This window comes from Vagococcus lutrae (assembly GCF_023299185.1).
Taxonomy (GTDB): domain Bacteria; phylum Bacillota; class Bacilli; order Lactobacillales; family Vagococcaceae; genus Vagococcus_A; species Vagococcus_A lutrae.
This window is the reverse complement of the sequence record NZ_CP097017.1, coordinates 2,022,188-2,047,795: the sequence shown is the minus strand read 5'-3', so window position 1 is coordinate 2,047,795 and position 25,608 is coordinate 2,022,188. Positions and strand designations below refer to the sequence as shown.

Here is a 25,608-nt window from a genome sequence, read left to right as displayed (position 1 = left end):
GTTCGTCACGACCTTTCTAATTATCTCTAATCGCTTGACCAACCACTTCTCTTAAAAGTGAAGGACAAAGCGACGTCACGTCTCCTTTTTCAGTAAGCAATGGAAAAAAGGGGATAAATATAAGATGATCGACCGTCACCATTGTATACACCCTCTCATCTTCTAACGGTTGTTGGTGAATGAAATAACGACCGTCTGCTTGACGTGTTACTCCTCTAAATGCTAAATCACCAAACACTTTCCCTCTAAACCCCATACCTATCATTGGGTAGTGCGTATGTTGGAACGATTGTTCATACAAGTCATCTAATACTTCAACTAACTCCGTTCCTTTCACAGCAATACGGACTAAATGCATGGGATGCGGCAGACTTTGATGTAAGTCGTAACGCGTAACTTTCCCTTTCGGTAGGGCTTTTAAAAATAACCCCGTATTCAAAAGACTAATATCCGCTTGTGCATAATCTTGTATTATTTCAAGACTTTTTTGACAAAAAGTACTTGATACACCCTCGACATCCCATTCTTCATCTATATAGCCAATTGTTTGTTTTTGTAGCTCTTGATTGCCGGTCATAAACCAACCGTCACTTTCTGCTTCATCTGTGACATTCGTAGGTAAACTTGTTAAAGGATAAGTTCTTGCCTGTAAAGGTTGAAGTCCTAAGGCTGTAACTTCTGCCGTCACTTCACCAACGGCGTAACCAAATTTCCCAGCCGCCGCAATCAATGTTTCTCCAACCCATTTCCCTCGCTCATAAAGATGATGTGTATGGGAACCTAAAATAATTTTGATCATAGGAAACGCTCGCGCGATTTCATCGTCTACATCTTTTCCTAAATGCGATAATAATAAAATCTCATCGCAATCGTTTAGCATCTTTGGAACGAGATGCGTTAATGTCTCACAGGCTTCCTGAACGCACCAACCAGCTGGTTTATAGCTGAATGGAAAAGGAGCCGTCAAACCAACGACACCAAGCTTCAAGCCATTATCTAATGGATAGACTGCATAAGACTTTGCCCAATGTGGGAGCGACTGAGTATCACAGTCGGACAAATTAGCTAAGACGACTTCAAACTCGGCTGCTTGATATAAAACGTTAAGCTCATCCTTTGTATTACTTAATCCTTCATTATTACCAATTGTTGCATAGTCATACGCCACTTGATTCATCAATTGAACATTCGCTTGTCCACTGGTTGCTTCTGTTAACGGATGAATACGATCTGAAAAATCACCTAAATCCACCGTCAACACAGTATGTCCTTTTGCTTCTAATTCTTGTTTTCGCTGGTTTAAAAAGCGCCGAATAGCAGGCCAGTGAGCTAAATGTGAATGTAAATCGTTCGTATGTAGAATTGTAAATTGTGACATTTATCCACCTGAATTCTTTGAAATAAAAGACTATTCTTAATCCTAAGAATAGTCTTTTGTCTATTATTCAGTATAATCGTTTTGTAGCTTTTCGACAAGCTTATAAGATAGTCCTAACCCTTTCTCAACATATCCCATAACATCACCGTACTGTTTATGAATTTCTTCTAATGACGTGTAAAGATAGTCAGCTTTAACTTCTAACATGGTTTTAACCCCTGCTTGTTGCTCCAAAGATGCCCCGTTTTTAGCCATCTCTTCAATCATTTGTTGATTAGCAGCCGCACGTAAACGATTGGTTTCAAGATAATCTGACATGATTTGTTTTTCATCAACCTCTAACAGCGATAGCAACAACATGGCGGCAAACCCCGTTCGATCTTTCCCAGCAAAGCAGTGAAAAATAAACGGTTGTGTATCTTGTGCAATTTCTGTGAGAAAGGCGGCATAGCCTTTGCGTGCTGACTCTGTGGTAACAAAATCACGGTATAACTGATACATATAATTTTCGGCGTTTTCTCTAGACGAAACCAGACTTTCTAAACTACCGGAATGGTCTCCTGAATCTTTTGAAATATCAATCGCAAACGTTTTGACATGTGGAAATGACATATTAGGTCGTTGGCGTCGTTCGCCATCTCCTCTAAAGTCAAAAATACGTTGAATCCCATACCTTGTTTGAAAATCACGATAATCATCCGGCGTTAAAGACGTAATTTCACCACTACGATACATAGCATGAGAACGCGTCACGCGGGATTGTGAAGTGGACATGCCACCAAGATCACGAAAATTAACTAAAGACTGCATACTTTCTACCTTCTTTCCATCTCTTTCATTTATCATACCATTTACATTATGTTAAAATAAATATACTTTTCAAATTTATTTAATCTTAATTGGAGGCTTATAATGAATCAAAAAAATCGCTCTTCTTATTTACTCATACTTTTATCTTTACTTGGTATTTTTCATGTCGCTTTTCCACTTTTACAAATCAGCACGGCTCCTGTAAATAAACAAGCTACTCTTCTTTTTAACAGTCTCCAAGTTGCCTTAGGGATATTGCTCCTCTTTTTACCACCCTTTATCGAAAAATTAGCCCGTATTCGTTTACCAAAACAGTTAGTCACACTCTATTGGCTATTTATATACTTTTCCGTCTTCTTAGGAACTGGCTTAGGTTTTTATGGAAAACTACCACTTTGGGATAAGTTCTTACATACATACAGTGCCATGTTATCCGCTTCAGTTGGACTGACATTAATGTTAACACTCATCCCACCTAAAAAATTTAAAAAACACGCCCTCATCGGCTACTTGCTATTTGCGTTTACCTTCTCGATGACAGTGGGAGTTCTTTGGGAGTTTTATGAACACACATTTGATGGCTTGCTCTCTTTAAATATGCAACGACATACGCGTAAAGGAACTCCCTTAATAGGAAGAGAGGCTTTAAAAGACACGATGGGCGACTTATATGCAAATGCTATAGGTGCAACCATCTATTCGGTAGGAACTTATTTTCAACTGCGTCATAACAAGCAGAAACGCTCTCACTTAACCACAAGAAAAATCACTCGCTCTTAGCTAGAAAAACTTATTTTTCTTTAATTGCCATATAATAATAACGCTTAGCAAAAGAATCAAGAGACTGACAAACCAAAAAGCAAATGGACTTTCTGCAAACGGCAAAGCAACATTCATCCCATAAATACCACCCACAATCGTCGGGACAGTCAGCACTATGGTAATAGACGTCAAAACTTTCATCACGTTGTTTTGATTATTTGAAACAATGGATGAAAACATATTACCTAACTCACTCGCCACTTTTAATAATGTCTCCGCCGAAGAATGTGCTTGCTTAAACTCTACTAAAACATCTCGCAGTAGCTCTTTTTCTAAAGTGGTCGTAGCAAATGTCGTAAGCTGTTTCAAGTCTTCTATCACTTTTACATTTTGTTTTAAGGCTTCAATCATAAAAATCAAACTTTTTTGTGTATCCATTAATTGATAAAGCTGCTCATTTTCCGTTGCGACACGCAACTCACTTTCTAGCGTTTCAATTGAATCACGAAGTTGTCTAATTTGATCATTGTACTGATAAGCAATATACCAGCATATTTTTAGCATTGTGGCTTTGGCAAAATCCACACCTTCAAATCGTTTATTAAAGCTTGGCTGATTGACAATTTTTTGTAAAACAGTCGTCGTGTAGTCACCTGCCGTAATCAAGTGGTTATCGACTAAAATAATACTAAAAGGTGACGTATCTATCTGTCGAAAACCGCTTGGACTCATCGTTTCTTCTGAAAACTGCATAAGCACTAATTTTGGCTTATTTTTCTCTTCAGAATAAAATCCTTCAATACGCGAAATTTCTTGAAAATCTAAAACACTTGTTAAGTAATCTTTAGGCATCTCATAAAGGTCATGAAGTTGATTAATCTCTTCCATAGTTGGTTGACAGAGATGCACCCAATTGGCTTCTTTTACATCCCGCACTTCCGTAACCATTCCCATCTCATCTATTTGAAATAATTCCATTTTCTAACACTCCTTTGATTGTCTCTTCTATTATAAGCTATCTTAATACAAAAGTATGGCATTTCATAAAAAAAACGACCAAAAATTGGTCGTTTTTTTAAGATTGGATAGTCTCATGATTTACAATGATTCAAAGGGGGACAGATAAAAATCAATCGAGAGCTATCCAATGATTCACTTTTTCTTAGTCTACTTTGTATGCCCATTTGTAATCATAAGGAGCGCCAGCAGGATTCACTACGACATCTTTCACTTTTTCTGTACGTAAATGAGCCTCTGCTTTTTGATAAAGTGGAATTAAGCCCATTTCATCCATTAAAATTTTCTCTGCATCAAGCAAATCTTGCCAACGTGCTGCTGGGTCATTCGCATTATCAACCGCTGCTGATTTTACTAATTTATCATACTCTGGATTAGAATATTTCCCTTGGTTGTAAGAAATGTTTGATGAGAATAAATCGATAAAACTACTTGGGTCATTGTAATCAGCATTCCAACCAGAGTTTAACATATCAAAGTCTTGTTTTAACCCACGTTCAATACGAATCGTAAAAGTTACTGGACTGACCGTCACATCTAATCCATCTAAATTTTCCATAAACGTACCTTGTAAATATTCTGATACTTTTTTAGCTGAATCTGTATCGGCAGTGAGTATGTCAAAAGATAATTTATCTTTGCCTAGCTCTTTTTTCGCTTTTTCCCAATGTTCTTTCGCTTTGTCTAAATCAAATTTCGCAAAATCACCTGATTCTTTCGCAAAGTCGTGTTCCTTACCATCGATATTTTGTACCATACCGCTTGGAACAAGGCCAGTAGGAGCAATCGAGCCATCTCCAAGAATTTGTTCGACTAATGCCTCACGGTCAATTGTGTAAGATAACGCTTTTCTTACATTTTCATTTTTGAATAGCCCATCATCTTCACTTTGGTTCATTTCCAAATACATCATGGAAGCTTTCTTATCCGTCACAAAGTCCGGATCACTTGCCATTTGTTGTGCTAACTCCCCTGTCAACACGACATCTTCTGCTTGACCGTCTTGATATAAATTCAATGCCGTTGAGGCTTCTTTAATTACCTGTACTTCTACTTTATCTAGTTTAACAGCATCTTTATCCCAGTACGTATCATTTTTCTCATACGCCCACTCAGTATCCGTTCCTGGACCGTCAAAGTCAGCTAAAGTAAATGGACCATTATAAACTGCTTTGTCACTTGTGCTAGCATAATCTTTTCCATATTTTTCAACAATGTCTTGACGTTGAGGATAAAATGTTGAAAAGGCTACTAAATAATCAAAATATGGCGTCGGTTTTTCAAGCGTGACTTCTAGTTCATAATCACTCAACGCTTTCACACCTAATTCCTCTACTGGTTTATCCCCATTTATAACATCTCCACCATTTTTCAAGTTTTCCATGAAGAAAGCATACTCAGAACCAGAATCAGGGTTCGCTGCTCGTTGCCATGCATACACATAGTCTTTGGCCACTACTGGTTCTCCATCTGACCATTTAGCATCTTCTCTTAATTTAAACGTATAAACTAAACCGTCATCACTCACTTCTGCCATTTCTGCTGCTCCAGCAGGTTGTGCTTTTCCTTCTCCGTCAAAACGATACAGTCCTTCATACACACTGTTTAAGGCAACTGAGCTGATAACATCCGTGCTTAACGTTGGGTCAGCTGTAGGCATCTCCGAGCCGACAACCGTTTTAAAAACTTGTTCCTGTGCTAAATCTGCTTTCCCTTTATCTTTTCCGGAGTCACCGGCATCCTTTCCTTCATTGGTTGTGCTACATCCTGCTAACATGACTGGTACCACTAATGCCAATCCTAATTTTACTAATCGTTTATAATTCATTCTTTCCGCCCCTTTTCTCTGCTAGTTTTGCTTGATACATTGGTACTTCTTCATCACTACAATAAACAAAATGTTCTGGACTTATCTCTTTTAATGACCTCACTTGATTATCTTGTGGTGGTGCTTGATATGGAATACGTTGACGTTGGCGCTCATACTCTGGATCGGGTAATGGAATCGCCGAGAGCAAACTTTCCGTGTAAGGATGAACACCGTAGTGATAAATTTCATCACTCGTTCCAATCTCTACTAATTGACCATAGTACATGACACCTATACGGTCACTAATATATTTCACCATCGATAAATCGTGAGCGATGAAAAGATACGTTAAGTTTCTTTCTTCTTGTAATTGTTTTAATAAATTGACCACCTGTGCTTGAATCGAAACATCCAAAGCTGAGATGGGTTCGTCACAGATAATAAATTTAGGTTGTACGGCTAAAGCTCGAGCAATACCAATCCTTTGACGTTGTCCCCCTGAAAATTCATGAGGGTAACGAGTCGCATGACTTTTATCCAAACCGACGAGTTGTAACAACTCATTTACTTGTCGATCACGATCGGCTTCATCTTTGGCTAATTGATGAACATCAATCCCTTCAGCAATAATATCCTTTACTTTCATTCTCGGATTAAGTGAAGCATACGGGTCTTGATAAATCATCTGAACATCTCGTCGAAACTGCTGCATTTCTTTCTTCCCTTTAATCTCACGAATATTTCGTTGATTAAATAATATTTCTCCGTCTGTCGGTTCATATAAACGGATAATGCTTCGACCCGTTGTTGATTTCCCACAGCCAGATTCACCAACTAATCCAAATGTTTCTCCTTCAAAGACGTCAAAACTGACATCTTGAATCGCGACAACTTCATCATCACGACCTTGATTAAATACTTGGCGTAAATGATTGACTTCTAAAATAGCGGATGACACCGACTTCCCCCCTCTCTAACTCATTTGTTCTAAATATTTTTTCTGACGCTCTTGAATCGCAACGGGCGGTAACACTTTCGGTGCTTCATCGGCTAACAACCATGTTGCTGCCTTATGCGTTGGAGACACCTCGAAGAATGGCGGCGCCATTTCAGCATCGATTTTCAAAGCAAACTCATTTCGTGGATAAAAAGCATCTCCTTTAGGTGGCGATAATAAATCCGGTGGTGAGCCTGGGATAGCGTATAATTCATCCGTCGTATCCAATGTTGGCATCGAACTTAACAGTCCCCATGTATAAGGATGTTGTGGATTATAGAAAATCTCTTCTGCTGTCCCAATTTCAATAATTTTCCCTCCATACATGACGGCAACTCGGTCAGCCACATTGGCGACGACACCTAAATCATGCGTGATGAAAATAATCGAAGTGGAAATTTTATCTTGAATTTCTTTCATCAGTTCGATTATTTGAGCTTGAATCGTCACATCTAACGCAGTCGTCGGTTCATCGGCAATTAAAATCTCTGGCCGACAGATCAACGCAATCGCTATAACAATCCGCTGACGTTGTCCACCTGAAAACTGATGAGGATAGTGATGTATCCGTTCAGTTGGATTAGGGATTCCCACTAATCGCAACAACTCGACAGCTGTTTTCAAGGCTTCCTTTTTACTAATCTTTTGATGCTTTCTTAAAGGCTCTGTTACCTGATTACCTATCGTCTTTGTAGGATTAAGCGACGTCATCGGATCTTGGAAAATCATCGCGATTTCCTTTCCTCTAATTTTTTGCATCTCTTTATCTGTTTTTTCTAATAAATTTTGTCCTTTAAAACGTATTTCCCCTGATTCTACGACCGCATTGGTTGATAATAATTGCATAATGGCACGAGTCGTCACTGATTTACCTGAACCAGACTCGCCTACAATGGCTAACGTCTCACCTTTTTTTAAATCAAAATCAACACCTCGAATGGCTTGAACTTTCCCAGCAAACGTTTCAAAGGAAATGTTTAAATCTTTTACTTCTAATAATGTTTCCATCTCATCACTCCCTATTCTGCCATTTTAGGATCAAAGGCATCTCTTAAACCGTCTGCAAGAAGGTTAAAACAAATCATAATGACCGATAACATGATAGCTGGATACCACATTAAATGCGGTAAAAATCGAAACGTTTTATACCCTTCACTCAATAACATCCCTAATGATGAAAGAGGTGGACGAATACCTAACCCGATAAAACTTAAAAAGGCTTCAAAGAATATCGCAGAGGGAATACTAAACATCATCTGAACAATGACAACACTCGAAATATTAGGTAGGATATGCTTCATCGCAATTTTTCCACTAGATTGTCCGAGTGTACGTGCAGCGAGTACATATTCTTGATCTTTTATCTTTAATGTTTGAGCACGAACAATCCGTGCCATTGTAATCCAACCTGTAATCGCCATAGCTAAAATAATGGTTTTCATTCCCGGCTTAAAAATCGTCAGCATGAGAATCATCACGACTAAGTTAGGAATACCGGATAGTATTTCTAATATCCGCTGCATGATATTATCTGTTCGCCCACCTTTCATGGCGGAAATCAAACCATACGTCACGCCAATCGTTAAATCGAGAAAAGCAGCCACAAAGGCAATAATTAAAGATGAACGAGTGCCCATTAATAAACGGGAAAGCAAGTCTCTTCCTAAGCTATCCGTACCGAGATAGAAATGCACATCATTTGGTACTTTCATCTGTTCATATTTATCAACCCGCTTATCTCCTACTACTGCCGTCCCATTAAAACCATTCAAGGAAACTCCAGGTATTTTAGGGGGTAGATTAATATAATTAACATTTTGTTTCGCTGGGTCATGCGGTGAAATCCATTGAGCACTAAAAGCAATCACGGAAATAACCAATAATAAAAATAATGAAATGACCGCTCCACGATTTTTTTTCAAACGTCTCCAAGAGTCTTGCATAAACGTTAAGGACGGAGCAGCTATCTCATCGCTTTGATGAAATTCACGATGTCCTACTGGTTCAAAAAGTTCTGGATTTATCGTTGTTTTTTCAATAGATGCCATTATGAATGTTCACCTCCTGATACACGAATACGAGGATCAATTAAGCCATATAGTAAGTCGACAATTAAAATGACTACGACTAACATAGTTGAAAATAATATCGTTACCGCCATAATCGTCGGGTAATCATTATGTAAGATAGATTTAACAAACTGCTCACCAATTCCCGGTATTGCAAATATATTTTCTACAACTAATGACCCCGTCATAAGTGAAACCGCTAAAGGCCCTAGTAACGTCACAAGTGGAATCAGACTGTTGCGCAAGCCATGTTTAAAGGCAACTTCCCAGCTACTTAATCCCTTAGCACGCGCTAGTTCAATGTAGTCGCTATTTAACACTTCGACCATTTCCGTTCGAATAAAGCGAGCGGTATCAGCGAGCGGTGACATAGCTAAAGCGACAGTTGGTAGAACGGTTGACGCAAACCCTTGATTCCAAAGTGCAATCGGCAACCACTGTAACTTAATCGCAAAAACATATTGTAAAAGAACGGCAAAAACGAAGTTCGGTATCGACCGACCTAAGATAGCAAGTAAAGTGGCACCTGTATCAATCCAAGTATTCTGTCGCATGGCTGCAATCAGCCCTAATAATATTCCTAATACTGTTCCTAGAATAATTGCTTGAATCCCCAACTGCACTGAGGGTCCTATCCTGTCTACAATCAATTTAGAGACAGGTTGATTTTTAAATTTAAATGAGGTACCAAAATCTCCTTTTAAAATATTACGCAAATAAATGACGTAACGCTCGGCAACTGGTTTATCAAGACCAGATTGTTTGTTTAAAATTTCAATTTGTTCTGGTGTTAATTTTTGTTGATTGACATACGGTGAACCTGGAATAAGATTCATCAAGAAAAAGGTTACCGTGATAATCAACCAAAGCGTAATCAACATATACATCACACGCTTTAAAAAATACTGTGAAAAATACTTCATCGTTTCGTCCCCTTTACTTTGCTTTGACATCTTTAAAAAAATGCATTAAGGTAATCTTGACATTCCTTTAATGTTAAAAAATACGAAACAGGTGACTTATGCAAAAATTCCGACTGCCCATTGTAACAAATATTTTCTTTTTAATACTTATCACGCTAATCTCTGTCATAAAAAAGGAAGAAATAACGGTCATGCTATTGTCCGATCGCCTTTTTTTATTTGGCTTATTCACTCTCATGATGAGTGCCTTTGTCCAAATCGTGCGTTCAGGTTTTATCGATAACTTTCAAAAGTCATTTCATCAGCGTTCAAAAAAGAAAAAGTATTCATACGTATTAGCGTCACAGTGGTTTAAAACAAAACCGGTGGTTCTCTTTGCGACAAGTGTTGTTTCTTTCTCCTTATCCTTTCTCCTACTTATCTTTAAATGATAAAACGATAAGTAAAATTAAAAAATAATGAGAATGTTTTTTTGTTTAAAGACAATAATAGTTCATTTCTAATCTAATTGCAATCATTTTTTAAGTAAATTTTCAAATATGTTTCAATTATCAAAAATAAACCACATTGTTTGACAAGTGACACAATGTCATCTACACTTTGAAGTGACGCTGTGTCATCAATAGAAAGGAGGTCACCATGCCTACAGCGACTTTTTTTAATTTAAGAGAGGACAAACAAGAAATCATTGTCCAAGCAGCTCTTTTAGAGTTTTCTCAACGGAGCTTACCTGAGGCATTAGTTTCTAATATTGTAAAAGAAAGTGATATAGCACGAGGTAGTTTTTATAAGTATTTTGAGGATATGGAAGATTTGTATTTATACGTTTATAGTTTAATGTCAAAACGTGCTCACTTAGATGTTATTCAAGCTATTCAAGAAGCGGATGGACATCTGTTCAATGGACTTGAACGTTATATGGAGCAAGTCATCCACCTTTATGAAAACCCTGTTTACTATCATTACTTTAAAACCGTCACCTTAAATTTAAACTACACATTAGAACAGCACATACTTGACTATCGTCAGCAAAATGCTCGTGAAAATACGATGGCCAGTTTCATTGATAAAATTGACCTAAGTTCTTTAGACATTCACTCTGTCGAAGAGCTACGTAGCTTTTTCAAAGTTTTAACTCCTGTTATTCATCAATGCATGAGCGACTATTTTGCTCATTCGTGGGATAACGAAACACTCAAAAAAGAATATCAACGTCGAATTAATTGGCTTAAGAAAGGCGTTGAAATATCAGAATAGAAAGAAGGATTATCATTATGACAAAATTAACACGCACAAGTGCTTTTTACGGAATATTAGGATTAGTTTTAGGTGTTTATTATCGTGAACTAACAAAAATGAATGATTTCACTGGGACGACTCAATTAGGAACAAGTCATACCCATGCTTTTGCTTTAGGGATGTTAGTTTTCTTAATCGTTTTACTTTTAGAAGCAAACTTCAAACTTTCAGAACAAGGTAAAACGTATCGTCTTTTCTATATTTTTTATAATATCGGATTAATCATGACGATTGCGATGCTTACTTTCCATGGTACGATGACAGTATTAGGTAATGAAACAGGTGCAGCGGTTTCTGGTATTGCTGGTTTAGGCCATATTTTTCTAGCAATTGGAATGATGTTATTATTCCATACATTAGCGAAAGCTGTTAAAAATAAATAAAAAAAAGTGTTAGGTTGAAAACCTAACACTTTTTTATTTGATATTATAATTCTGGTGCACGATTTAATTTCGCTGTTAGCATCCAAATATTTTTTTCAACCGCACCTTTTATCTCGATGAATAAATCTTCTGTTACATGATCTTCTTCATCTCCTGCAGCATGAATTCCTTCTAATGTTAACTTTTGTAAATAGCGATAGCCATTAATTAATGTTTCAATATGCTCATCCATACTTACATCATAGCTTCCAGGTTTATCTTCTAATTTAGTATGCTCCGCAAATTCTTTTAAGGTTGAGTAAGGAGCGCCACCAATGGTGATTAAACGCTCAGCTACTTCATCTAAGAAGCCATCTACTTCATCCATATACTCGTCCATTTGAGGATGTAAAGTTAAAAATTCTGAACCACGCATGTACCAATGAGCTTGATGAATCATAACTGAAAATTGACTTAAATCAGCTACCATTTGGTTTAAAACTTTTTTTGTTTGTTCAACGTTCATATTCTTTCTTCCTCCTTAATTGTTTCTACTATAAGTATACGCTTTCGTGACATTTTTTTCAAAGAATCTGCTTGTAAATATAACAAAAACCTATCACTTTAGTGATAGGTTTTTATAACATATTATAAATATTTTTCTAAAATACTTGCTAGTTGTTCTTTACGGTGAACACCGACTAATGTTTCAACGACTTTATCGTCTTTTTTCACCATTAATGTTGGAATACTCATAATTCCAAACTTGCTAGCTGTTGCTGGGTTTTGGTCCACATCAACTTTAGCAATAGTCACTTTGTCGCCCATTTCTGCTGCTAATTCGTCTAAGATAGGTCCTTGAATACGACATGGTCCACACCATGGTGCCCAAAAGTCAATTAAGACTACTCCGTTTTTTGTTTCGCTTGCAAATGTTGCATCTGTTACTTGTTTAACCATTAAAAAATCCTCCTAAAATATTAATATTTCTTTATCTAGGAACATTATAGCAAACGGTTATCGAAGTCCCAAAAAGTCTGCTTGTGAAACAAAAGTTATTTAAATTCTACCACTGTAGCTCCTGAACCACCCTGATTTTGAGGGGCTAAGCCAAATGATTTAATTCCACGATAACTACGTAAAAATTCATTAACACCCGTACGCAGCGCACCCGTTCCCTTACCGTGTACGATAATAATCTGACTGTATCCTGATAAAATCGCTTCATCTAAATAATTTTCTAATTCGTGCATCGCATCATCGTAGCGTTTCCCTCTTAAATCAAGTTGACTTTCGACTTTACGACGGCCTACTTTTCCGCCTGAATCTTTAATCGTTACAATTGAAGAACGTGTTTCTTTTTCAGGTGCTAATTTGGTTAAATCACTTTCCGGAAGCGCCATTTTGATAATCCCCATCTGTACTTCCCACAATCCTTCTTTTTGTTTTCCAATAATTGTTCCACGTTGCCCAAAGCTTTCGACTTTCACATCGTCGCCAACTTTTAATTGCTGTTCTTTTTTCGCTTTTTGTAAGACTTTATTTTTCTTTAATTGTTTTTGCTCGTGTCGTAAATCATCTAGCTGAGCATGCATCTCAATAAACTCATGCTCTTTGACTTGCATTTCTCCTACCCGTTTTTGTTTTTCACGAATATCTGACACTATCGTTTCTGCTTCACGACGTGCTTCTTCGATAAGTTCATTTGCAGCTTCTTTTGCTTTTTCTAGTTCTTTTTCTCGTTCTTGTTTCAAATAGCCCACTGCATTTTTCAACTCAGCTAAAAGAGTTTCACTTTCTTCTACCGCTAAATGCAAGTGAGAAGCTTCTTCTTCCGCTTGTTTTTTAGACGATTCCAAGTCAGAAATCATATCGTTTAAATCATGACTTTCCCCATCAATAAGCTGTTTAGCTTGAGTAATAATCGTAGTGGAAAGACCTAAACGTTGAGAAATTTCAAACGCATTACTGCGCCCTGGCACGCCAATCAATAAACGGTAAGTCGGACTTAGCGTATTCACATCAAACTCCATACTCGCATTCGTTGTAAAGGGACGATTATAGCCATATACTTTTAATTCTGGATAGTGAGTTGTTGCCATTACATACGCATTTCGAGACCCGACTTCATCTAAAATAGCAATCGCTAAAGCCGCACCTTCTTGAGGATCAGTCCCCGCTCCTAGCTCATCAAAAAGCACAAGAGAAGTATCATCTACTTCTTCTAAAATCGACACAATATTCGTCATGTGAGAAGAAAACGTACTTAAGTTTTGTTCAATCGACTGTTCATCGCCTATATCAGCAAAAATATTGCCAAAGACACCTAACACACTATCTTCCGCTACGGTAACAGGAATCCCTGCTTGTCCCATTAGTTGTAACAACCCTAATGTTTTTAAAGTAATGGTTTTCCCACCAGTATTCGGTCCCGTGATAACGATTGCTTGATAGTCTTTTCCTATTGTTAAGTCATTGGCAACCGCTAGTTCACGGTCTAAAAGTGGATGACGAGCTTGACGTAAAGACACATGATTCTCTTCACTTAATGACGGAATCACTCCACCAATTTGTTTTCCAAACAGTGCTTTCGTATTAATCACATCGAGCTGTGATAGCACATAGGCATTGTGACGAATTTCTGGCACGTGTGGGGCTATTGCAGCTGAAAGTTCTGACAATATCCGTTCAATTTCCTGCCTTTCCTCACTTTGCAACTGTTTCAGACGATTATTTAACTCAACAACTTGTTTGGGTTCAACATACACCGTTTGCCCAGAAGCACTTTGGTCGTGCACGATTCCACCAAACATACTGCGATACTCACTTTTAGCTGGAATAACGTAACGGTCATTTCGAATCGTTATAAGTGTGTCACTTAAATAACGGGCTTGTTTACCACGTACGATTTTTTCCAATTCTTCACGAATCGTCATCTCACTACGACGCATTTGACGGCGGATTTGCTGTAAAGCAAGCGATGCCTCATCTTGAACACGTCCATCCTCATCTACTGCTTGGCGAATTTCACCCGATACAGCTGGTAAAACAACAAGCTTATCTCCCCAAGCGAAAACAGCTGGAAAATCATGTTCATTGTCTTTTAGCTCTTCAAAGAAACGCACTGTTTCAGACGTGGTATATAACACTTTTCCAATCTGAGCTATTTCCAGACCATTTAGATTGGCATCCATCTCTAAACGTTTTAAAGCCGGACGAATATCCGCCAACTTAGGGAGTGGTAATCCCCCTTTAATCCGTAAAATATCCAGCCCTTCTTTGGTTTCTTTTAATCGTTCTGCGACGCGTTCGTAGGTTGTTTCTGGTTTTAAAGATAACACGTGTTCACGGCCTAGCTCGGTCACAGCATGCTCACTCATCATTCGAATAATCTTATGATAGTCGAGCGTTTCATATATCTTATGATTCATTCTTATCACTTCACTTTCATTCATTAAAAAAGAACACTCGAGAGTGTTCTTTTACCTCGCTATTTTGGTACACTCGACCAAAGTAACATGATTTTATTAGAAAAATAGGGAATATGCTCAATCAATCCTTGCGCTAGCCGACTGCCTTGTAAAGTGTTTTGAACTATATCAAGCGGAATCATTGCTACAAGTGACAACACTGTTCCCCAAGCAATCAATGATACGACTAAAGCCAGTCCTCCCCCAACGGTAGCGTTAAGTGTTTCAGGAATTCGAGCAAACGTTAATTTATAACACAGTATGCCTATTAACCGAGTTATCGCCCAGCCAATAACTAGCAGTATTAGAAACGAAACCCCTGCATAGAAATAGCGATCTAAGTCAAAAAAAACGTCTGGTGAAAAAAACAATAATTTAGACTCTGGTGTTGGCTGTGGATAAGGAATCAACAACTCTAACTTATCAACATACTTAATATAGTTTTTCGCGGCGTAAATAAAGCTAAATAAGTATCCCAATGTATAAACGCCTTGTAACACTGCCCCTCTACGTACACCTGTATGAACCGTAAACAGCAGCGTCAAAATAATGATTAATGATAACATAATTTTACCCTTTTCTTTTTTTGTCTTGTTCAATCTTTGCCAAAGATTGCTTGTTCATAATTTTTTGAACCTCTGCTGGTGATAACTCTTGACGACTTTTCGTTGAATTTATAATGGCTCGTTTTGCTTCAGCTTCAATCGATTCATAACGATGCAAACGTTTTTCAAGCTCTTTCACTTTCGCTACTTCTTTTTTCAACGCTTCACATTCGGATAATTCCGCTTGTAAAATAGCCATTTGATCTTTTAACTCATTAATCGTATGTTGTAAGGTTAGCTGATCTGATAAGGCATTAATCGCTAACAATACCGACTTTTGCTCCAAACTAATATCAGGACTTTTCTTTCCTATCATTTCTAGCTGATGATTAGCTAACGACACGACGGCGTCCATATGTGCTTTTGATTCATTACCTATAATAGTATAATTTTTATCCCCTATCACAGCTTTATAACGTTTTTTACTTTGTGACATTTTCTTTCCTCCCCATTTGTCATTGGAAAGCATTCCCTATTATTATAAATTAGTTTATTTTAATTTACAAACCTTTCTCCTCTTTCCTTCTCCTGATTGTTATTCTATCATTTATTCGTTAAGATAAGAGAGAACGAAATAGAAATGAGGTACATTATGTCTAGTTATACACTCAAAAAACAATCACCCGAAACGTTAAAAAAAATGGCCACTTTTTATAAAGATTATATTCAGAAAAAAGTCCCACAACATGCTCTGTTTCAAGCAAAACATCAAGGGGTCACTATTACCGCTTATAAAACAGGCTCTGTTTTATTTCAAGGAAACCAGGCAGAAACAGAAGCAGCACGGTGGACATCTCTTCCCACCACCGCTACTCCTAAGAAAACTAGTACGGCTTCTCCTCAAGCAAGCGCGACACTGCCTCGTGATTTTTCACATTGGTCTGTTATCGGAAGTGATGAAGTCGGAAACGGCAGTTACTTTGGCCCCTTAGTTGTATGTGCTGCCTATGTTAGTCGTGAGCAGTTAGCCGCCGTCAAAGCGCTTGGTGTGAAAGATTCTAAACTGTTAAAAGATAGCGATATTCAACGGATTGCGTCAAAAATCCAAGACCATATTCCCCATCAACTATTAATCGTTTCACCAAGTAAATATAACGATATACAACCAACCTATAATGCCACGCACATGAAAGTGGCGTTGCATAATCAAGCGATTCGTTTATTGTCCGAGAAAATAGCCCCTACTAAACCAGAAGGAATACTTATCGACCAATTTACAAGCGAAAAAAATTATCGCAAGTATCTTGCGAGTGAAGCTCAACCTGTCACAGAAAATTTATATTTTCAAACAAAAGGAGAAGGCGCGCATTTAGCTGTCGCTGCCGCATCGATTCTATGTCGTAACGCTTTTCTTGTTTCACTTGAACAAGCGAGCCAAGAACTTGGTTATACGATTCCCTCCGGTGCAGGTCACGTCTCTGATACGGTCGCTGCTCGTCTTTTAAAACAAGGTGGCATGCCTTTGCTCCGTCAACATGCGAAACTCCATTTTGCCAATACCCAAAAAGCACTAAAATTAGCTCAGCGCTAAGCCAAAGAACCCTTCTGTCATAGAAGGGTTCTTTTATTCATCTAATTTATCTTTGATAGCACTTGGTATTTCTGACGCCGCTACTTCTTCCCATTCACTCACATATTTGCCTTTTGTAGCGAGTTTTAAATAAGCATCTTCTCTTAACTGGTGACCTGCAAAAAATGACAATGTGACCTCTTCTTCTTCCTCGCTTATCCCAGTTTGCGTATATAAATAACCTCCCGGCTCTTGTTGCGTGCCGTACTGATTAGCTGTTTTCACATAGACATCTTGTTCAGCAACTAGCGGATTAAAACGGTCGACTAGTTGTTTTAACTCTGACGTTGCCATACCGGATTCGTCCGGCATTAAATAAGTAAACCCAATCGGAACGATTAAAACAATCGTCATGATAAAAAATAGTGTTCTGCCGATTTTTTTCATACAAACACTTCCTTTCCTATCTAACATTATCTCAACTCTTCTCCCATTTAACATCCGTAATAAGATGGAATTTATGTCATACTTGAGGCCGATAAAATAACAGCGACTCCTCTAAAATAGTGCGATTATCACAAACGAATGGTTTGCGAGACTGATTTATTTTGTTAGTATTCTTTCTTTATTAAAGAATAGCTCTTTACAAACAGAACGTATGTTCGTATAATAAACTTAACATGACTCACAAGGAGGCCGTTACATGGTAGAACTTAATCATTACTATCATGACCGTGGTATCAAAAAATATCTAGGTTTTTATTTATCGGAACACACGCATGCACTTGAAACGCTCAGTTCTAAAAATAATGACGCTGATTTTGCTGAACAGATGATGTCTGAAGAGCAGATAACAGAGGTGATTGACTATGCCCTAGTTAAAAATCTTCCCGTGCTAGTTCAACCGAATATTTATGAAGAAACGGTCGAACGACTACTCCCTCCCATTAAAGGCTATATTTCCGGATATACGTCGCAGAATCTTTTTATTCATAATACACCTGTACCGCTGTCTTTAATCCGTTCCGTTCGCCTACTTTCTCCAACTAAGTGGTTCACAGAACAGACAGTAGATGATGACCATGTCTTTTAATTATACGCAACACTTTAACTATGCCTTAGAGCGTCAAGAAGACTATCTCTGTATTGATATGAAATCTTTTTACGCGTCAGTCGAATGTGTCGAACGTGGTCTTGACCCCTTGACGACCTTACTCGTCGTCATGAGTAATAGCGACTCACCTGGTGGACTCGCATTGGCGACATCTCCCCGTGCCAAAAAGGAACTAGGACTAACGAACGTTTCACGACGCTTTGAAATACCCGACCACCCAGATTTACATATCGTGCCACCACGCATGCATCTTTACATTGAAAAAAATATTGCCGTCAATCAAATTTTACAACGCTTTGTAGCGGATGAAGATTTACTCATTTACTCCATTGACGAGTCCTTTATTCGAATTACAGCGTCTAAAAAACTATTTGGTTGGAATGCTTATCAGTTTGCCAAAAATATTCAACAAACTATTTTTCAAGAACTTGGCCTTTATTGTACGATTGGCATTGGTGATAATATGTTACTGAGTAAATTAGCACTGGATAACGGTGCTAAACTACAACCAGATATGATTGCTACGTGGCACTATCAAGATGTGCCTAATACCGTCTGGAAAATTGCACCTATGACAAATTTTTGGGGAATTAATACTCGAACAGCTGAACGCTTAAATAAAATGGGGATTCGCTCGATTTACGAGCTGGCTCATTTTGATTTTTTTGAAATGAAAGAACGCATGGGCGTGATCGGACAGCAGTTAATTGCTCATGCATGGGGAATTGACCGTGCCTTTATTTCAGAAAAATATATCCCAAAATCAAAAAACATCAGCAATAGTCAGATTTTAATGCGTGATTATACGAAGCCAGAAGAAATCAAACGTGTGCTACGTGAAATGCTCGAACAAATTGCCACACGTCTTCGAACGAAAAAATTACAAACGAGTTGTTTGCAAATTGGCGTAGGCGTTTCAAAAAACGAAACACTTCCAAGTTTCTCGCGACAAGTGACCTTTACCCCGACCAATCACTCTGCCGATTTAGTAAGAGAAGGCATTGCTTTGTTTGAACGCTACTATACCCGTCAAGTCGTCAGACGATTGAGCGTCAGCTGTTCACAGCTACGAGAAGAAGCAGGTATTCAACTCAACCTCTTTGAATCCCCTCTTAAAACACTCGATAAGCAACAATTAGACACGACAATCGACCTCATCCGTCAGCGCTACGGTTTTGATGCTATCATTCATGCCTCATCGCTTATGGAAGGCGCGACGGCTATTCAACGCAGTCACTTAATCGGTGGACACGCTGGTGGCTTAGACGGTGTTCCTACAAAAAAAAGCTTGCTAGAAAACTAGCAAGCTTTTTAGATATACATTTTTTGAAGAAATGATGTTTTCATGTTTTTAAGCACTTCAAGCTGTCGCTGATGAAGAGCGATATTGTCGTCTAGTTGTTTGAAGAAAGAGCCGATTTTTTGTTGTTCTTCATATCCAGGAACAACAAATTTTAGAGATGAGAAGTCTGTAAAACTTATACTTCTACCATCTCTTATTCCATAAGTGACTGTTTCAAGTTTTTTTATAAATGTTGTACTCGATAATACAAAACGCCAGAATAATGGATAATATAATTCTTTATCTTTAAAGTCTATTACTGTATAAGCTGGAGATGTTATGCCTTCTATTTCTGAGTATGCAAAACCTCCCTGGAAGGACCTTAAATGTATAACAAACTGACCCGGTGAAACTTTTTTATATGTATTCAAGCTTTTTTTATCATACTTAATATCTATACCTATTTTATCTCTTAATATCATACCTTTCTCCTGTGAAGCAGATAATACAGGTAATTCTGGATGTTTTTTTTCAGATATTGACGTAAAAATTTTTATAGCCTTACGCTGTTCCCAATCGTCAGTAAATCCTGCAAAGCGAATTTCTGGTTTGGTTTCGTCTTTTTTCGGAAACATTTTTTGCAAGAAGGACTTTTTAATTTTTTCTAACGCTTCGAGTTTGCGTTGATGGAGAGTGATAGTGTCATCGAGTTGTTTGAAGAAAGAGCCGATTTTTTGTTGTTCATGAATGTTTGGTACATTAATATTCATTTTAGACATCTCTTTACCTGAAACTTCAATAAACGTAGAACCGGCACCCGTAGTTTCTCCATACCTTTTCAATTCTTTTGTTCTTGAATAAATAAAGTAAGTATCTAAAATATCATTCTTAGGTACTATAGATTGAAAACCTTGATTAGTAGCCCCTTCTTTCTCTAAAATTGCTGTGTTACCAATTCCTGCTCGTGATGTAAATAATACAGTACCTATAGGTAGTAATTTAGCAGAACTTTTCTTTAATCCTAGTTCCGTTATTGTTTTTTCACTCTTCTTTAGATATCTTTTACTTCCTATTTCTGCAGGTGCATACCAATCTATGTTCCCATTCCAATATTCAGATACCTTAGTGCTAGGAGTTCCTCCACCAACAATTTCGGCTAGCTCCCCCAACTTACGCTGTTGCCACTCGTCCGTGTAGCCTTTAAAACGTATTTTTGGTTGTTTATTTATCGTTTTCATATGTCATTCCTACTTTATCTTATTTAACTTTATCATAGCATATTTTAAACAATCTGGTCGCTATTCCAATAAAAAAAGAACGCTTATCTAAGATAAACGTTCTTTTAACTTATTATTCTTCTTCCGCTGCGAAAGCGTTGAAAACTTCTTCAATCATGTCCCATTCTTCTTCTGTTTCAATGTTCAATAATTGACCTTCCGTACCTGATGGGCCTTCGATATATTGGTAAGCAAGTAAATCTACTTCTTCCTCATCATCTTCAGCGTCATCCATTTCAGCTGGATATAATAATACGTATTGCTTATTAGCAAAATCTTCTTCACCATCAATAGTCATTAAGATTTCAAATAACGCTTCGTTACCATTTTCATCTACTAATGTGATGTATTCTGATTCTCCGTGGTCGTGTGTGTGTTCTTCTGTCATGAGTGCCATCCTCTTTTCTTTTAGTTATGACGATCTAAATAGCCTTGTAAAATCATTACCGCGGCTAATTTATCAATCACTTTTTTTCGTTTTGCTCGTGAGGCATTTGCCTGTTCTACCAACATACGCTCTACTTCTGCCGTAGACAATCGCTCGTCTTGGTAAATCACTTCGACATCAAAATGATCGACGAGATACTGACCGTATGCTTGTGACGCTTCTGCACGTGGCCCTAGCGTATTATTCATATTTTTGGGCAATCCTACTACGACTTTCTGACATTGGTATTCATCGAGCAATTCTTTTACGCGATCATAACCAAAGTCACCTTGATTTTCATTGATTTGGATGATTTCTAATCCCTGTGCGGTCCATCCTAACCGGTCACTCATCGCTACGCCGACTGTTTTAGAGCCGACATCCAATCCCATTATTCGCATTAAACGTCCATCCCGTGATGGGTTAGGTAAGTTTTAATTAATTCTTCCATAATCTCATCTCTTTCGTGACGACGTATGAGATTTCGAGCGTCTTGATGACGTGGTATATAAGCAGGGTCACCTGAAAGTAAGTACCCAACGATTTGGTTAATCGGATTGTACCCTTTTTCTTCTAATGCTGCATAAACCACCTTTAAGGTTTCACTGATTTCTTGTTTACGATGATCATCAAAATCAAATCGAACAGTTTTATCGGTATAACTCATCCATCTCCACCTCTTTTCTTTCTTTATGTCTTTCATTTTACAAGATAGCTACTGAAACTACAACTAAAGCCACTCTTTAACGCTTATCTTTTAATGTGACTTCCGCAATAGGTTTTCCGATAGGTGTCTCATCAACTAATTCCATAATCCCTGATTGCGCCTCACTTTGAGGTAAGCCTAATTCTCTAGCTGAGCAAATCATACCATAGCTATCAACACCACGCAGATTCCCCGGCCAAATAATCAAGCCGTTTGGCATCATCGCACCGGGTTGTGCTACGACGACATGTAGTCCTTCACGAATATTCTTCGCACCACAAACAATTTGTAACACTTCACCATTTGCAACTTCTGTTTGTGTCACAGAAAGGTGGTCGGAATCTTCATGCGGTACGCATGATTGCACGTAACCGGTCACTAACTTGCCATAGCCGTTATCACTTAAACGATCTTGAACGCCTGCTTTTTCTAGCAGCTCGTTTAAGACGTTCATCTCTTTTTCTGATGGGTAAACTTGCCCATTTCCTTCTATTTCAGGTAAATACTTACTAATGTTGAAAAAATTCAATCCGACTGTTTCTTTCGTGTCCTCTAAATAAATACGTGCGACATCATCCACACGTTCTACCGCTACTTCGCCACCTTTGGCATTAGCAACCACCACAACTAAACAATCTCCAACTGCTTCTTTGTTATACGAAAAAATCATGACTATCTCCTTATACGTTATTTACTCATTTTCTTCTTTTGGACGAACAATTAAAACATCACATGGCGCGTGGCGAATCACATGATCACTCACACTTCCAATCATGAAACGTTCTACGGCATTTAAACCAGATTGTCCGACCATGATTAAATCAACGTGATACTTTTCTGGCAACTCCTCGGCCATTAACACTTTTGGTGAACCAAATGTTAAGACGGATTCCACATTATCAATTCCTTGTTTCTTAGCAAATGCGACATATTCTTCCAGCATCTCTTTTGAACGGGCAGTCTCAACATCAATTAATTCAGAGGTCGTTAACGTATACCCCATGTTACCGTACAAACGGTTTTCAATAATATGGGCCACAATCACACGTGAATTATTACGTTTAGCTACTGCCAACGCTTTTTCAAACGCCTCACGCGCTTGGTCACTACCATCTGTTCCAACTAGAATTGTTTGATACTCTTGTGCTTCCATCATTTTTTTCACCTTCCTGTTTTTTTAAAGATATGTATGTAAGAATGATAAAACTTCTTCTTTTGTTTTACGATTCTTATCAACAAAACGTGCGACCTCTTGACCGTCACGTACGATAACAAGGCTTGGGATACCAAATATTTGCATGCTTTCACATGCTTCAATAAATTTATCACGATTAATCTCTACAAAATCTATTTTGGGAAACGTCGCAACAATATCAGCAAGATGCGGTTTCAAGTAAACACAATCACCACACCAATCTGCCGTAAAGTAAAAAACATGCGTCCCAGTTTCTACCAAGCTTGCAAATTCTTCTAACGTCTGTGGGATAAGCATCCCATTTTCATTATTTTTTTCCATAGACAATTTCCTCAATCTTTTCGGGTGTTAAAGTTTGCATTGTTGTGATTAACATCTGACGCGCTGCTTCGTAGTCTTCAATATTAAACATCGTTTGATGCGTGTGGATATAACGTCCAGGGACACCAATAACAGCACTTGGGATACCGTCACGCACTTGATGTGCCGCTCCAGCATCAGTGCCACCTTGTGAAACAAAGTATTGATATGGAATGGCGTTTTCTTCTGCTGTGTCGATTAGGAAATCACGCATGCGATGTAACATAATCATACCCGGGTCAAAAATACGCATTAAAAATCCTTTTCCAAGATGACCAAAAGCCAATGGATCATCACCCGTATCATTGGCAGGAGAACAGTCAACCGCAAAGAATAAGTCAGGATTAAACTTGTGCGTAGAAGGACGAGCACCACGCAATCCAACTTCTTCTTGAACGTTCGCACCTGCGATTAAGGTAAACGGCAACTCGACATCTTTTAAAGATTCAAGTAGTTCAATAACTGCTACACAGCCATAACGGTTATCCCATGCTTTACTAATAATATGTTTTCCATTAGCTGTACGAATTGTCTCAACATCTGGCACGATGCTATCTCCTGGTCGCACACCATAAGACAATGCCTCTTCGTTAGAAGTAAAACCAGCATCAAATAAAATATCTGTCACAGCAACTTTGGCTTGTGCACCTTTTCCACGCAATAAATGAGGAGGAACTGAAGATGAAATAACAGGATAATCTCCTTTTTTTGTCTTCAATGTATAACGCTGTGCTGATACGACGTAAGGGTTCCATCCTCCTAGTGGGACAACTCTAAACAAACCATTGTCTTGAATCTGAGCTAACATAAACCCGACTTCATCCATATGTGCCGCGACCATTACTTTTGGTGCTCCGGGTTGTTTACTCTTCTTAATACCAAAAATACCATCTAGACCATCATACTCAATTTTATCCACATAAGGACTCATCTTTTTCTTCATGACGCGACGTACGTCATCTTCAAAGCCGCTTGTTCCTTGTATTTCTGTTAATTCTTTAATAAGTTCAAATGTCTTATCTCCCATGAAATTGTTCTGCTAAGGCAGAACACCACCTCGCTTTCTCTTTAATACTATTATACCGTATTTCAGTTTTTTTTTCAGTGTTTTATCTTACCTAGATAGACTGATAGTAAAAGAAGTCATCTATTTTTTTGATAAAATGTGCTACAATAAGAACAAGAAGTTTGACAGAGAGGTGGGAGAAAGATGACAAAAAATAAAACATTAAAATGGACGGGGATTGGATTATTATCTGGCATCGCTATCGGCATGGTAAGTGGCGCCGTAGCACATCGTTATTATCAAGAAAAGAAACATATTGATCCAGAACTGATTTTACAACAAGTAAAAGAAGCCTTTTTAGAACAAGGGGAAATCGAGGGTTCATGGATTGAATTTAATACCTATCCACTTGAAAAAGTGGCTGTTACTTATGATACTTACACTGGTGGTATCACACGTTGTGAAGAGGGAGAACTCGTTCAGTATGAGTTTATCGCTGACGCTAATACAGGCGTTGTGTTGGATTTGTATCGTATATAGTAAAAAAACGTTTCATTGCTCTTTAGCAATGAAACGTTTTTTTAATTGATATATGCCGTTTCAACACGGTAAATCGGTTGTCCTTTTGCTGAGAACTTTTCTTCGTACTCCGTCATAATATTCTCTGGACAGTCATCTTGATGTAAATCAAGTGAGACCTCTTTTAATCGCATTCCATAGGTTGAAAAACTAACCAGCGAGTATTCAAACAAGCCGCGATTATCTGTTTTAAAATGAATTTCTCCACCAGGAACTAAAATTGTTTCATACGTTTCTAAAAATTGAGGTGACGTTAACCGACGCTTAGCATGACGCTTTTTAGGCCAAGGGTCTGAAAAGTTTAAGTAGACTAAGTCCACTTCTCCCACTTCAAAATATTCAGTCAACGCCGCACCATTCGCATGTAATATTTGTAGGTTTGGCAATTGTTCCTCGATTTGTTTTTCTAAGATACTTACTAAAACATTAATCTCAATTTCTACCGCAACATAGTTGATCGAGGGGTTTTGTTTCGCCATCCCGACAATAAATTGTCCTTTTCCAGATCCTACTTCAATGTGTAACGGTTGATTCTTAGAGAAACGTTCTTGCCATTTTCCTTTGTAAGCCGTTGGATTTTCCACTACAAATTCAGGATGAGCTAGTACTTTTTCTTTTGCCCATGGTTTATTTCTTACTCTCATGTATGT

Annotated in this window: 31 protein-coding genes; 8 read left to right on the top strand and 23 right to left on the bottom strand. The window is 38.0% G+C overall.

Annotation, left to right across the window (positions count from 1 at the left end; translation table 11 throughout):
* Window positions 1–16: 16 nt before the first annotated feature.
* Together M2919_RS09860 and M2919_RS09855 are read right to left on the bottom strand one after the other, a co-directional pair.
* The gene (locus M2919_RS09860; RefSeq protein WP_248848790.1) at window positions 17–1,378 is read right to left on the bottom strand and encodes a bifunctional metallophosphatase/5'-nucleotidase; all 1,362 of its coding nucleotides are present in this window, start codon (window positions 1,376–1,378) and stop codon (window positions 17–19) included.
* A gap of 63 nt (window positions 1,379–1,441) precedes the next feature.
* Complete coding sequence (locus tag M2919_RS09855) at window positions 1,442–2,188, bottom strand: tyrosine-protein phosphatase (RefSeq protein ID WP_248848789.1); 747 nt, start codon at window positions 2,186–2,188, stop codon at window positions 1,442–1,444.
* Window positions 2,189–2,290: 102 nt separating this feature from the next.
* On the opposite strand from M2919_RS09855, the gene M2919_RS09850 reads away from it, so the two are divergent.
* Window positions 2,291–2,968 (top strand): DUF2238 domain-containing protein, encoded by a 678-nt coding sequence (locus M2919_RS09850; protein WP_248848788.1) that lies wholly within the window; start codon window positions 2,291–2,293, stop codon window positions 2,966–2,968.
* Here the strand turns inward: M2919_RS09850 and M2919_RS09845 are convergent, their stop codons facing one another.
* The 6 genes from M2919_RS09845 to opp3b form a co-directional block, all read right to left on the bottom strand.
* Entirely contained in the window at window positions 2,969–3,928 is a 960-nt protein-coding gene (locus tag M2919_RS09845; protein WP_248848787.1) for a magnesium transporter CorA family protein, read from the bottom strand. It lies immediately after the preceding gene.
* Window positions 3,929–4,112: 184 nt separating this feature from the next.
* Entirely contained in the window at window positions 4,113–5,795 is a 1,683-nt protein-coding gene (locus M2919_RS09840; RefSeq protein WP_276520492.1) for a peptide ABC transporter substrate-binding protein, read from the bottom strand.
* On the bottom strand, window positions 5,785–6,735 hold the full coding sequence (locus M2919_RS09835; protein WP_126760610.1) for an ABC transporter ATP-binding protein: 951 nt from the start codon (window positions 6,733–6,735) through the stop codon (window positions 5,785–5,787). Before M2919_RS09835 ends, M2919_RS09840 begins: the two co-directional genes overlap by 11 nt.
* A 15-nt stretch (window positions 6,736–6,750) precedes the next feature.
* Window positions 6,751–7,782 (bottom strand): ABC transporter ATP-binding protein, encoded by a 1,032-nt coding sequence (locus tag M2919_RS09830; protein WP_248848786.1) that lies wholly within the window; start codon window positions 7,780–7,782, stop codon window positions 6,751–6,753.
* An 11-nt stretch (window positions 7,783–7,793) separates the two neighbouring features.
* A complete protein-coding gene (opp3C, locus tag M2919_RS09825) occupies window positions 7,794–8,822 on the bottom strand; it encodes an oligopeptide ABC transporter permease (RefSeq protein ID WP_248848785.1) in 1,029 nt (342 codons plus the stop codon).
* Window positions 8,822–9,766 (bottom strand): oligopeptide ABC transporter permease, encoded by a 945-nt coding sequence (gene opp3b, locus M2919_RS09820; protein WP_023606517.1) that lies wholly within the window; start codon window positions 9,764–9,766, stop codon window positions 8,822–8,824. The genes opp3C and opp3b overlap by 1 nt, the downstream gene beginning before the upstream one ends.
* A gap of 98 nt (window positions 9,767–9,864) precedes the next feature.
* Here opp3b and M2919_RS10140 point away from each other — a divergent pair, with 98 nt between their 5' ends.
* The 3 genes from M2919_RS10140 (at window position 9,865) to M2919_RS09810 (ending at window position 11,448) form a co-directional block, all read left to right on the top strand.
* Window positions 9,865–10,197 carry a DUF3899 domain-containing protein gene (locus M2919_RS10140; protein WP_465250130.1) on the top strand — a complete coding sequence of 111 codons (333 nt, stop codon included), beginning with the start codon at window positions 9,865–9,867 and terminating at the stop codon, window positions 10,195–10,197.
* Window positions 10,198–10,405: 208 nt separating this feature from the next.
* Window positions 10,406–11,023: a TetR/AcrR family transcriptional regulator gene (locus M2919_RS09815; RefSeq protein ID WP_222318578.1), complete on the top strand. Its 618-nt coding sequence runs from the start codon at window positions 10,406–10,408 to the stop codon at window positions 11,021–11,023.
* A gap of 17 nt (window positions 11,024–11,040) precedes the next feature.
* Complete coding sequence (locus M2919_RS09810) at window positions 11,041–11,448, top strand: DUF2871 domain-containing protein (protein ID WP_202584980.1); 408 nt, start codon at window positions 11,041–11,043, stop codon at window positions 11,446–11,448.
* A 43-nt stretch (window positions 11,449–11,491) separates the two neighbouring features.
* On the opposite strand, the gene M2919_RS09805 is transcribed toward M2919_RS09810, so the two are convergent.
* The 5 genes from M2919_RS09805 to zapA all read right to left on the bottom strand — a co-directional run bounded on the left by M2919_RS09805 (window position 11,492) and on the right by zapA (window position 15,938).
* The gene (locus tag M2919_RS09805) at window positions 11,492–11,953 is read right to left on the bottom strand and encodes a Dps family protein (protein WP_248848784.1); all 462 of its coding nucleotides are present in this window, start codon (window positions 11,951–11,953) and stop codon (window positions 11,492–11,494) included.
* A 122-nt stretch (window positions 11,954–12,075) separates the two neighbouring features.
* A complete protein-coding gene (gene trxA / locus M2919_RS09800; RefSeq protein ID WP_126760615.1) occupies window positions 12,076–12,387 on the bottom strand; it encodes a thioredoxin in 312 nt (103 codons plus the stop codon).
* Window positions 12,388–12,482: 95 nt separating this feature from the next.
* Entirely contained in the window at window positions 12,483–14,858 is a 2,376-nt protein-coding gene (locus tag M2919_RS09795) for an endonuclease MutS2 (RefSeq protein WP_248848783.1), read from the bottom strand.
* A gap of 59 nt (window positions 14,859–14,917) precedes the next feature.
* Window positions 14,918–15,463, bottom strand: coding sequence for a CvpA family protein (locus M2919_RS09790; RefSeq protein WP_202584982.1), 546 nt, complete (start codon window positions 15,461–15,463; stop codon window positions 14,918–14,920).
* Between the two features lie 4 nt (window positions 15,464–15,467).
* Window positions 15,468–15,938, bottom strand: coding sequence for a cell division protein ZapA (gene zapA, locus M2919_RS09785; RefSeq protein ID WP_023606510.1), 471 nt, complete (start codon window positions 15,936–15,938; stop codon window positions 15,468–15,470).
* Window positions 15,939–16,094: 156 nt separating this feature from the next.
* On the opposite strand from zapA, the gene rnhC reads away from it, so the two are divergent.
* Window positions 16,095–17,033: a ribonuclease HIII gene (rnhC, locus tag M2919_RS09780; protein WP_222318582.1), complete on the top strand. Its 939-nt coding sequence runs from the start codon at window positions 16,095–16,097 to the stop codon at window positions 17,031–17,033.
* A 33-nt stretch (window positions 17,034–17,066) separates the two neighbouring features.
* Here the strand turns inward: rnhC and M2919_RS09775 are convergent, their stop codons facing one another.
* Window positions 17,067–17,459, bottom strand: a complete 393-nt coding sequence (locus M2919_RS09775) for a YxeA family protein (protein WP_202584984.1) — start codon at window positions 17,457–17,459, stop codon at window positions 17,067–17,069.
* Between the two features lie 256 nt (window positions 17,460–17,715).
* Here M2919_RS09775 and M2919_RS09770 point away from each other — a divergent pair, with 256 nt between their 5' ends.
* Both M2919_RS09770 and M2919_RS09765 read left to right on the top strand, forming a co-directional pair.
* Window positions 17,716–18,105: a hypothetical protein gene (locus M2919_RS09770; RefSeq protein ID WP_248848782.1), complete on the top strand. Its 390-nt coding sequence runs from the start codon at window positions 17,716–17,718 to the stop codon at window positions 18,103–18,105.
* Window positions 18,095–19,429, top strand: coding sequence for a Y-family DNA polymerase (locus M2919_RS09765; RefSeq protein WP_376716192.1), 1,335 nt, complete (start codon window positions 18,095–18,097; stop codon window positions 19,427–19,429). The genes M2919_RS09770 and M2919_RS09765 overlap by 11 nt, the downstream gene beginning before the upstream one ends.
* Window positions 19,430–19,437: 8 nt before the next feature.
* On the opposite strand, the gene M2919_RS09760 is transcribed toward M2919_RS09765, so the two are convergent.
* From M2919_RS09760 to pepA, 8 genes are all read right to left on the bottom strand, one after another.
* Window positions 19,438–20,646, bottom strand: a complete 1,209-nt coding sequence (locus M2919_RS09760) for a restriction endonuclease subunit S (protein WP_248848781.1) — start codon at window positions 20,644–20,646, stop codon at window positions 19,438–19,440.
* A gap of 112 nt (window positions 20,647–20,758) precedes the next feature.
* Window positions 20,759–21,073, bottom strand: a complete 315-nt coding sequence (locus tag M2919_RS09755; protein WP_126760623.1) for a DUF1292 domain-containing protein — start codon at window positions 21,071–21,073, stop codon at window positions 20,759–20,761.
* A 20-nt stretch (window positions 21,074–21,093) separates the two neighbouring features.
* Complete coding sequence (gene ruvX / locus M2919_RS09750; protein WP_023606503.1) at window positions 21,094–21,513, bottom strand: Holliday junction resolvase RuvX; 420 nt, start codon at window positions 21,511–21,513, stop codon at window positions 21,094–21,096.
* The gene (locus M2919_RS09745; RefSeq protein ID WP_023606502.1) at window positions 21,513–21,779 is read right to left on the bottom strand and encodes an IreB family regulatory phosphoprotein; all 267 of its coding nucleotides are present in this window, start codon (window positions 21,777–21,779) and stop codon (window positions 21,513–21,515) included. The genes ruvX and M2919_RS09745 overlap by 1 nt, the downstream gene beginning before the upstream one ends.
* Window positions 21,780–21,855: 76 nt before the next feature.
* Window positions 21,856–22,488 (bottom strand): YtpR family tRNA-binding protein, encoded by a 633-nt coding sequence (gene ytpR / locus M2919_RS09740; protein ID WP_248848780.1) that lies wholly within the window; start codon window positions 22,486–22,488, stop codon window positions 21,856–21,858.
* Window positions 22,489–22,509: 21 nt separating this feature from the next.
* Entirely contained in the window at window positions 22,510–22,971 is a 462-nt protein-coding gene (locus M2919_RS09735; protein WP_038100787.1) for a universal stress protein, read from the bottom strand.
* Window positions 22,972–22,995: 24 nt separating this feature from the next.
* Entirely contained in the window at window positions 22,996–23,310 is a 315-nt protein-coding gene (locus M2919_RS09730) for a thioredoxin family protein (RefSeq protein ID WP_237662104.1), read from the bottom strand.
* A 10-nt stretch (window positions 23,311–23,320) separates the two neighbouring features.
* A complete protein-coding gene (gene pepA, locus M2919_RS09725) occupies window positions 23,321–24,400 on the bottom strand; it encodes a glutamyl aminopeptidase (protein WP_248848779.1) in 1,080 nt (359 codons plus the stop codon).
* 183 nt (window positions 24,401–24,583) lie between these two features.
* Here pepA and M2919_RS09720 point away from each other — a divergent pair, with 183 nt between their 5' ends.
* Window positions 24,584–24,919, top strand: a complete 336-nt coding sequence (locus M2919_RS09720) for a PepSY domain-containing protein (RefSeq protein ID WP_023606497.1) — start codon at window positions 24,584–24,586, stop codon at window positions 24,917–24,919.
* A gap of 41 nt (window positions 24,920–24,960) precedes the next feature.
* Here M2919_RS09720 and trmB read toward each other — a convergent pair whose 3' ends face one another.
* Entirely contained in the window at window positions 24,961–25,602 is a 642-nt protein-coding gene (gene trmB, locus M2919_RS09715; RefSeq protein ID WP_023606496.1) for a tRNA (guanosine(46)-N7)-methyltransferase TrmB, read from the bottom strand.
* Window positions 25,603–25,608: the final 6 nt, after the last annotated feature.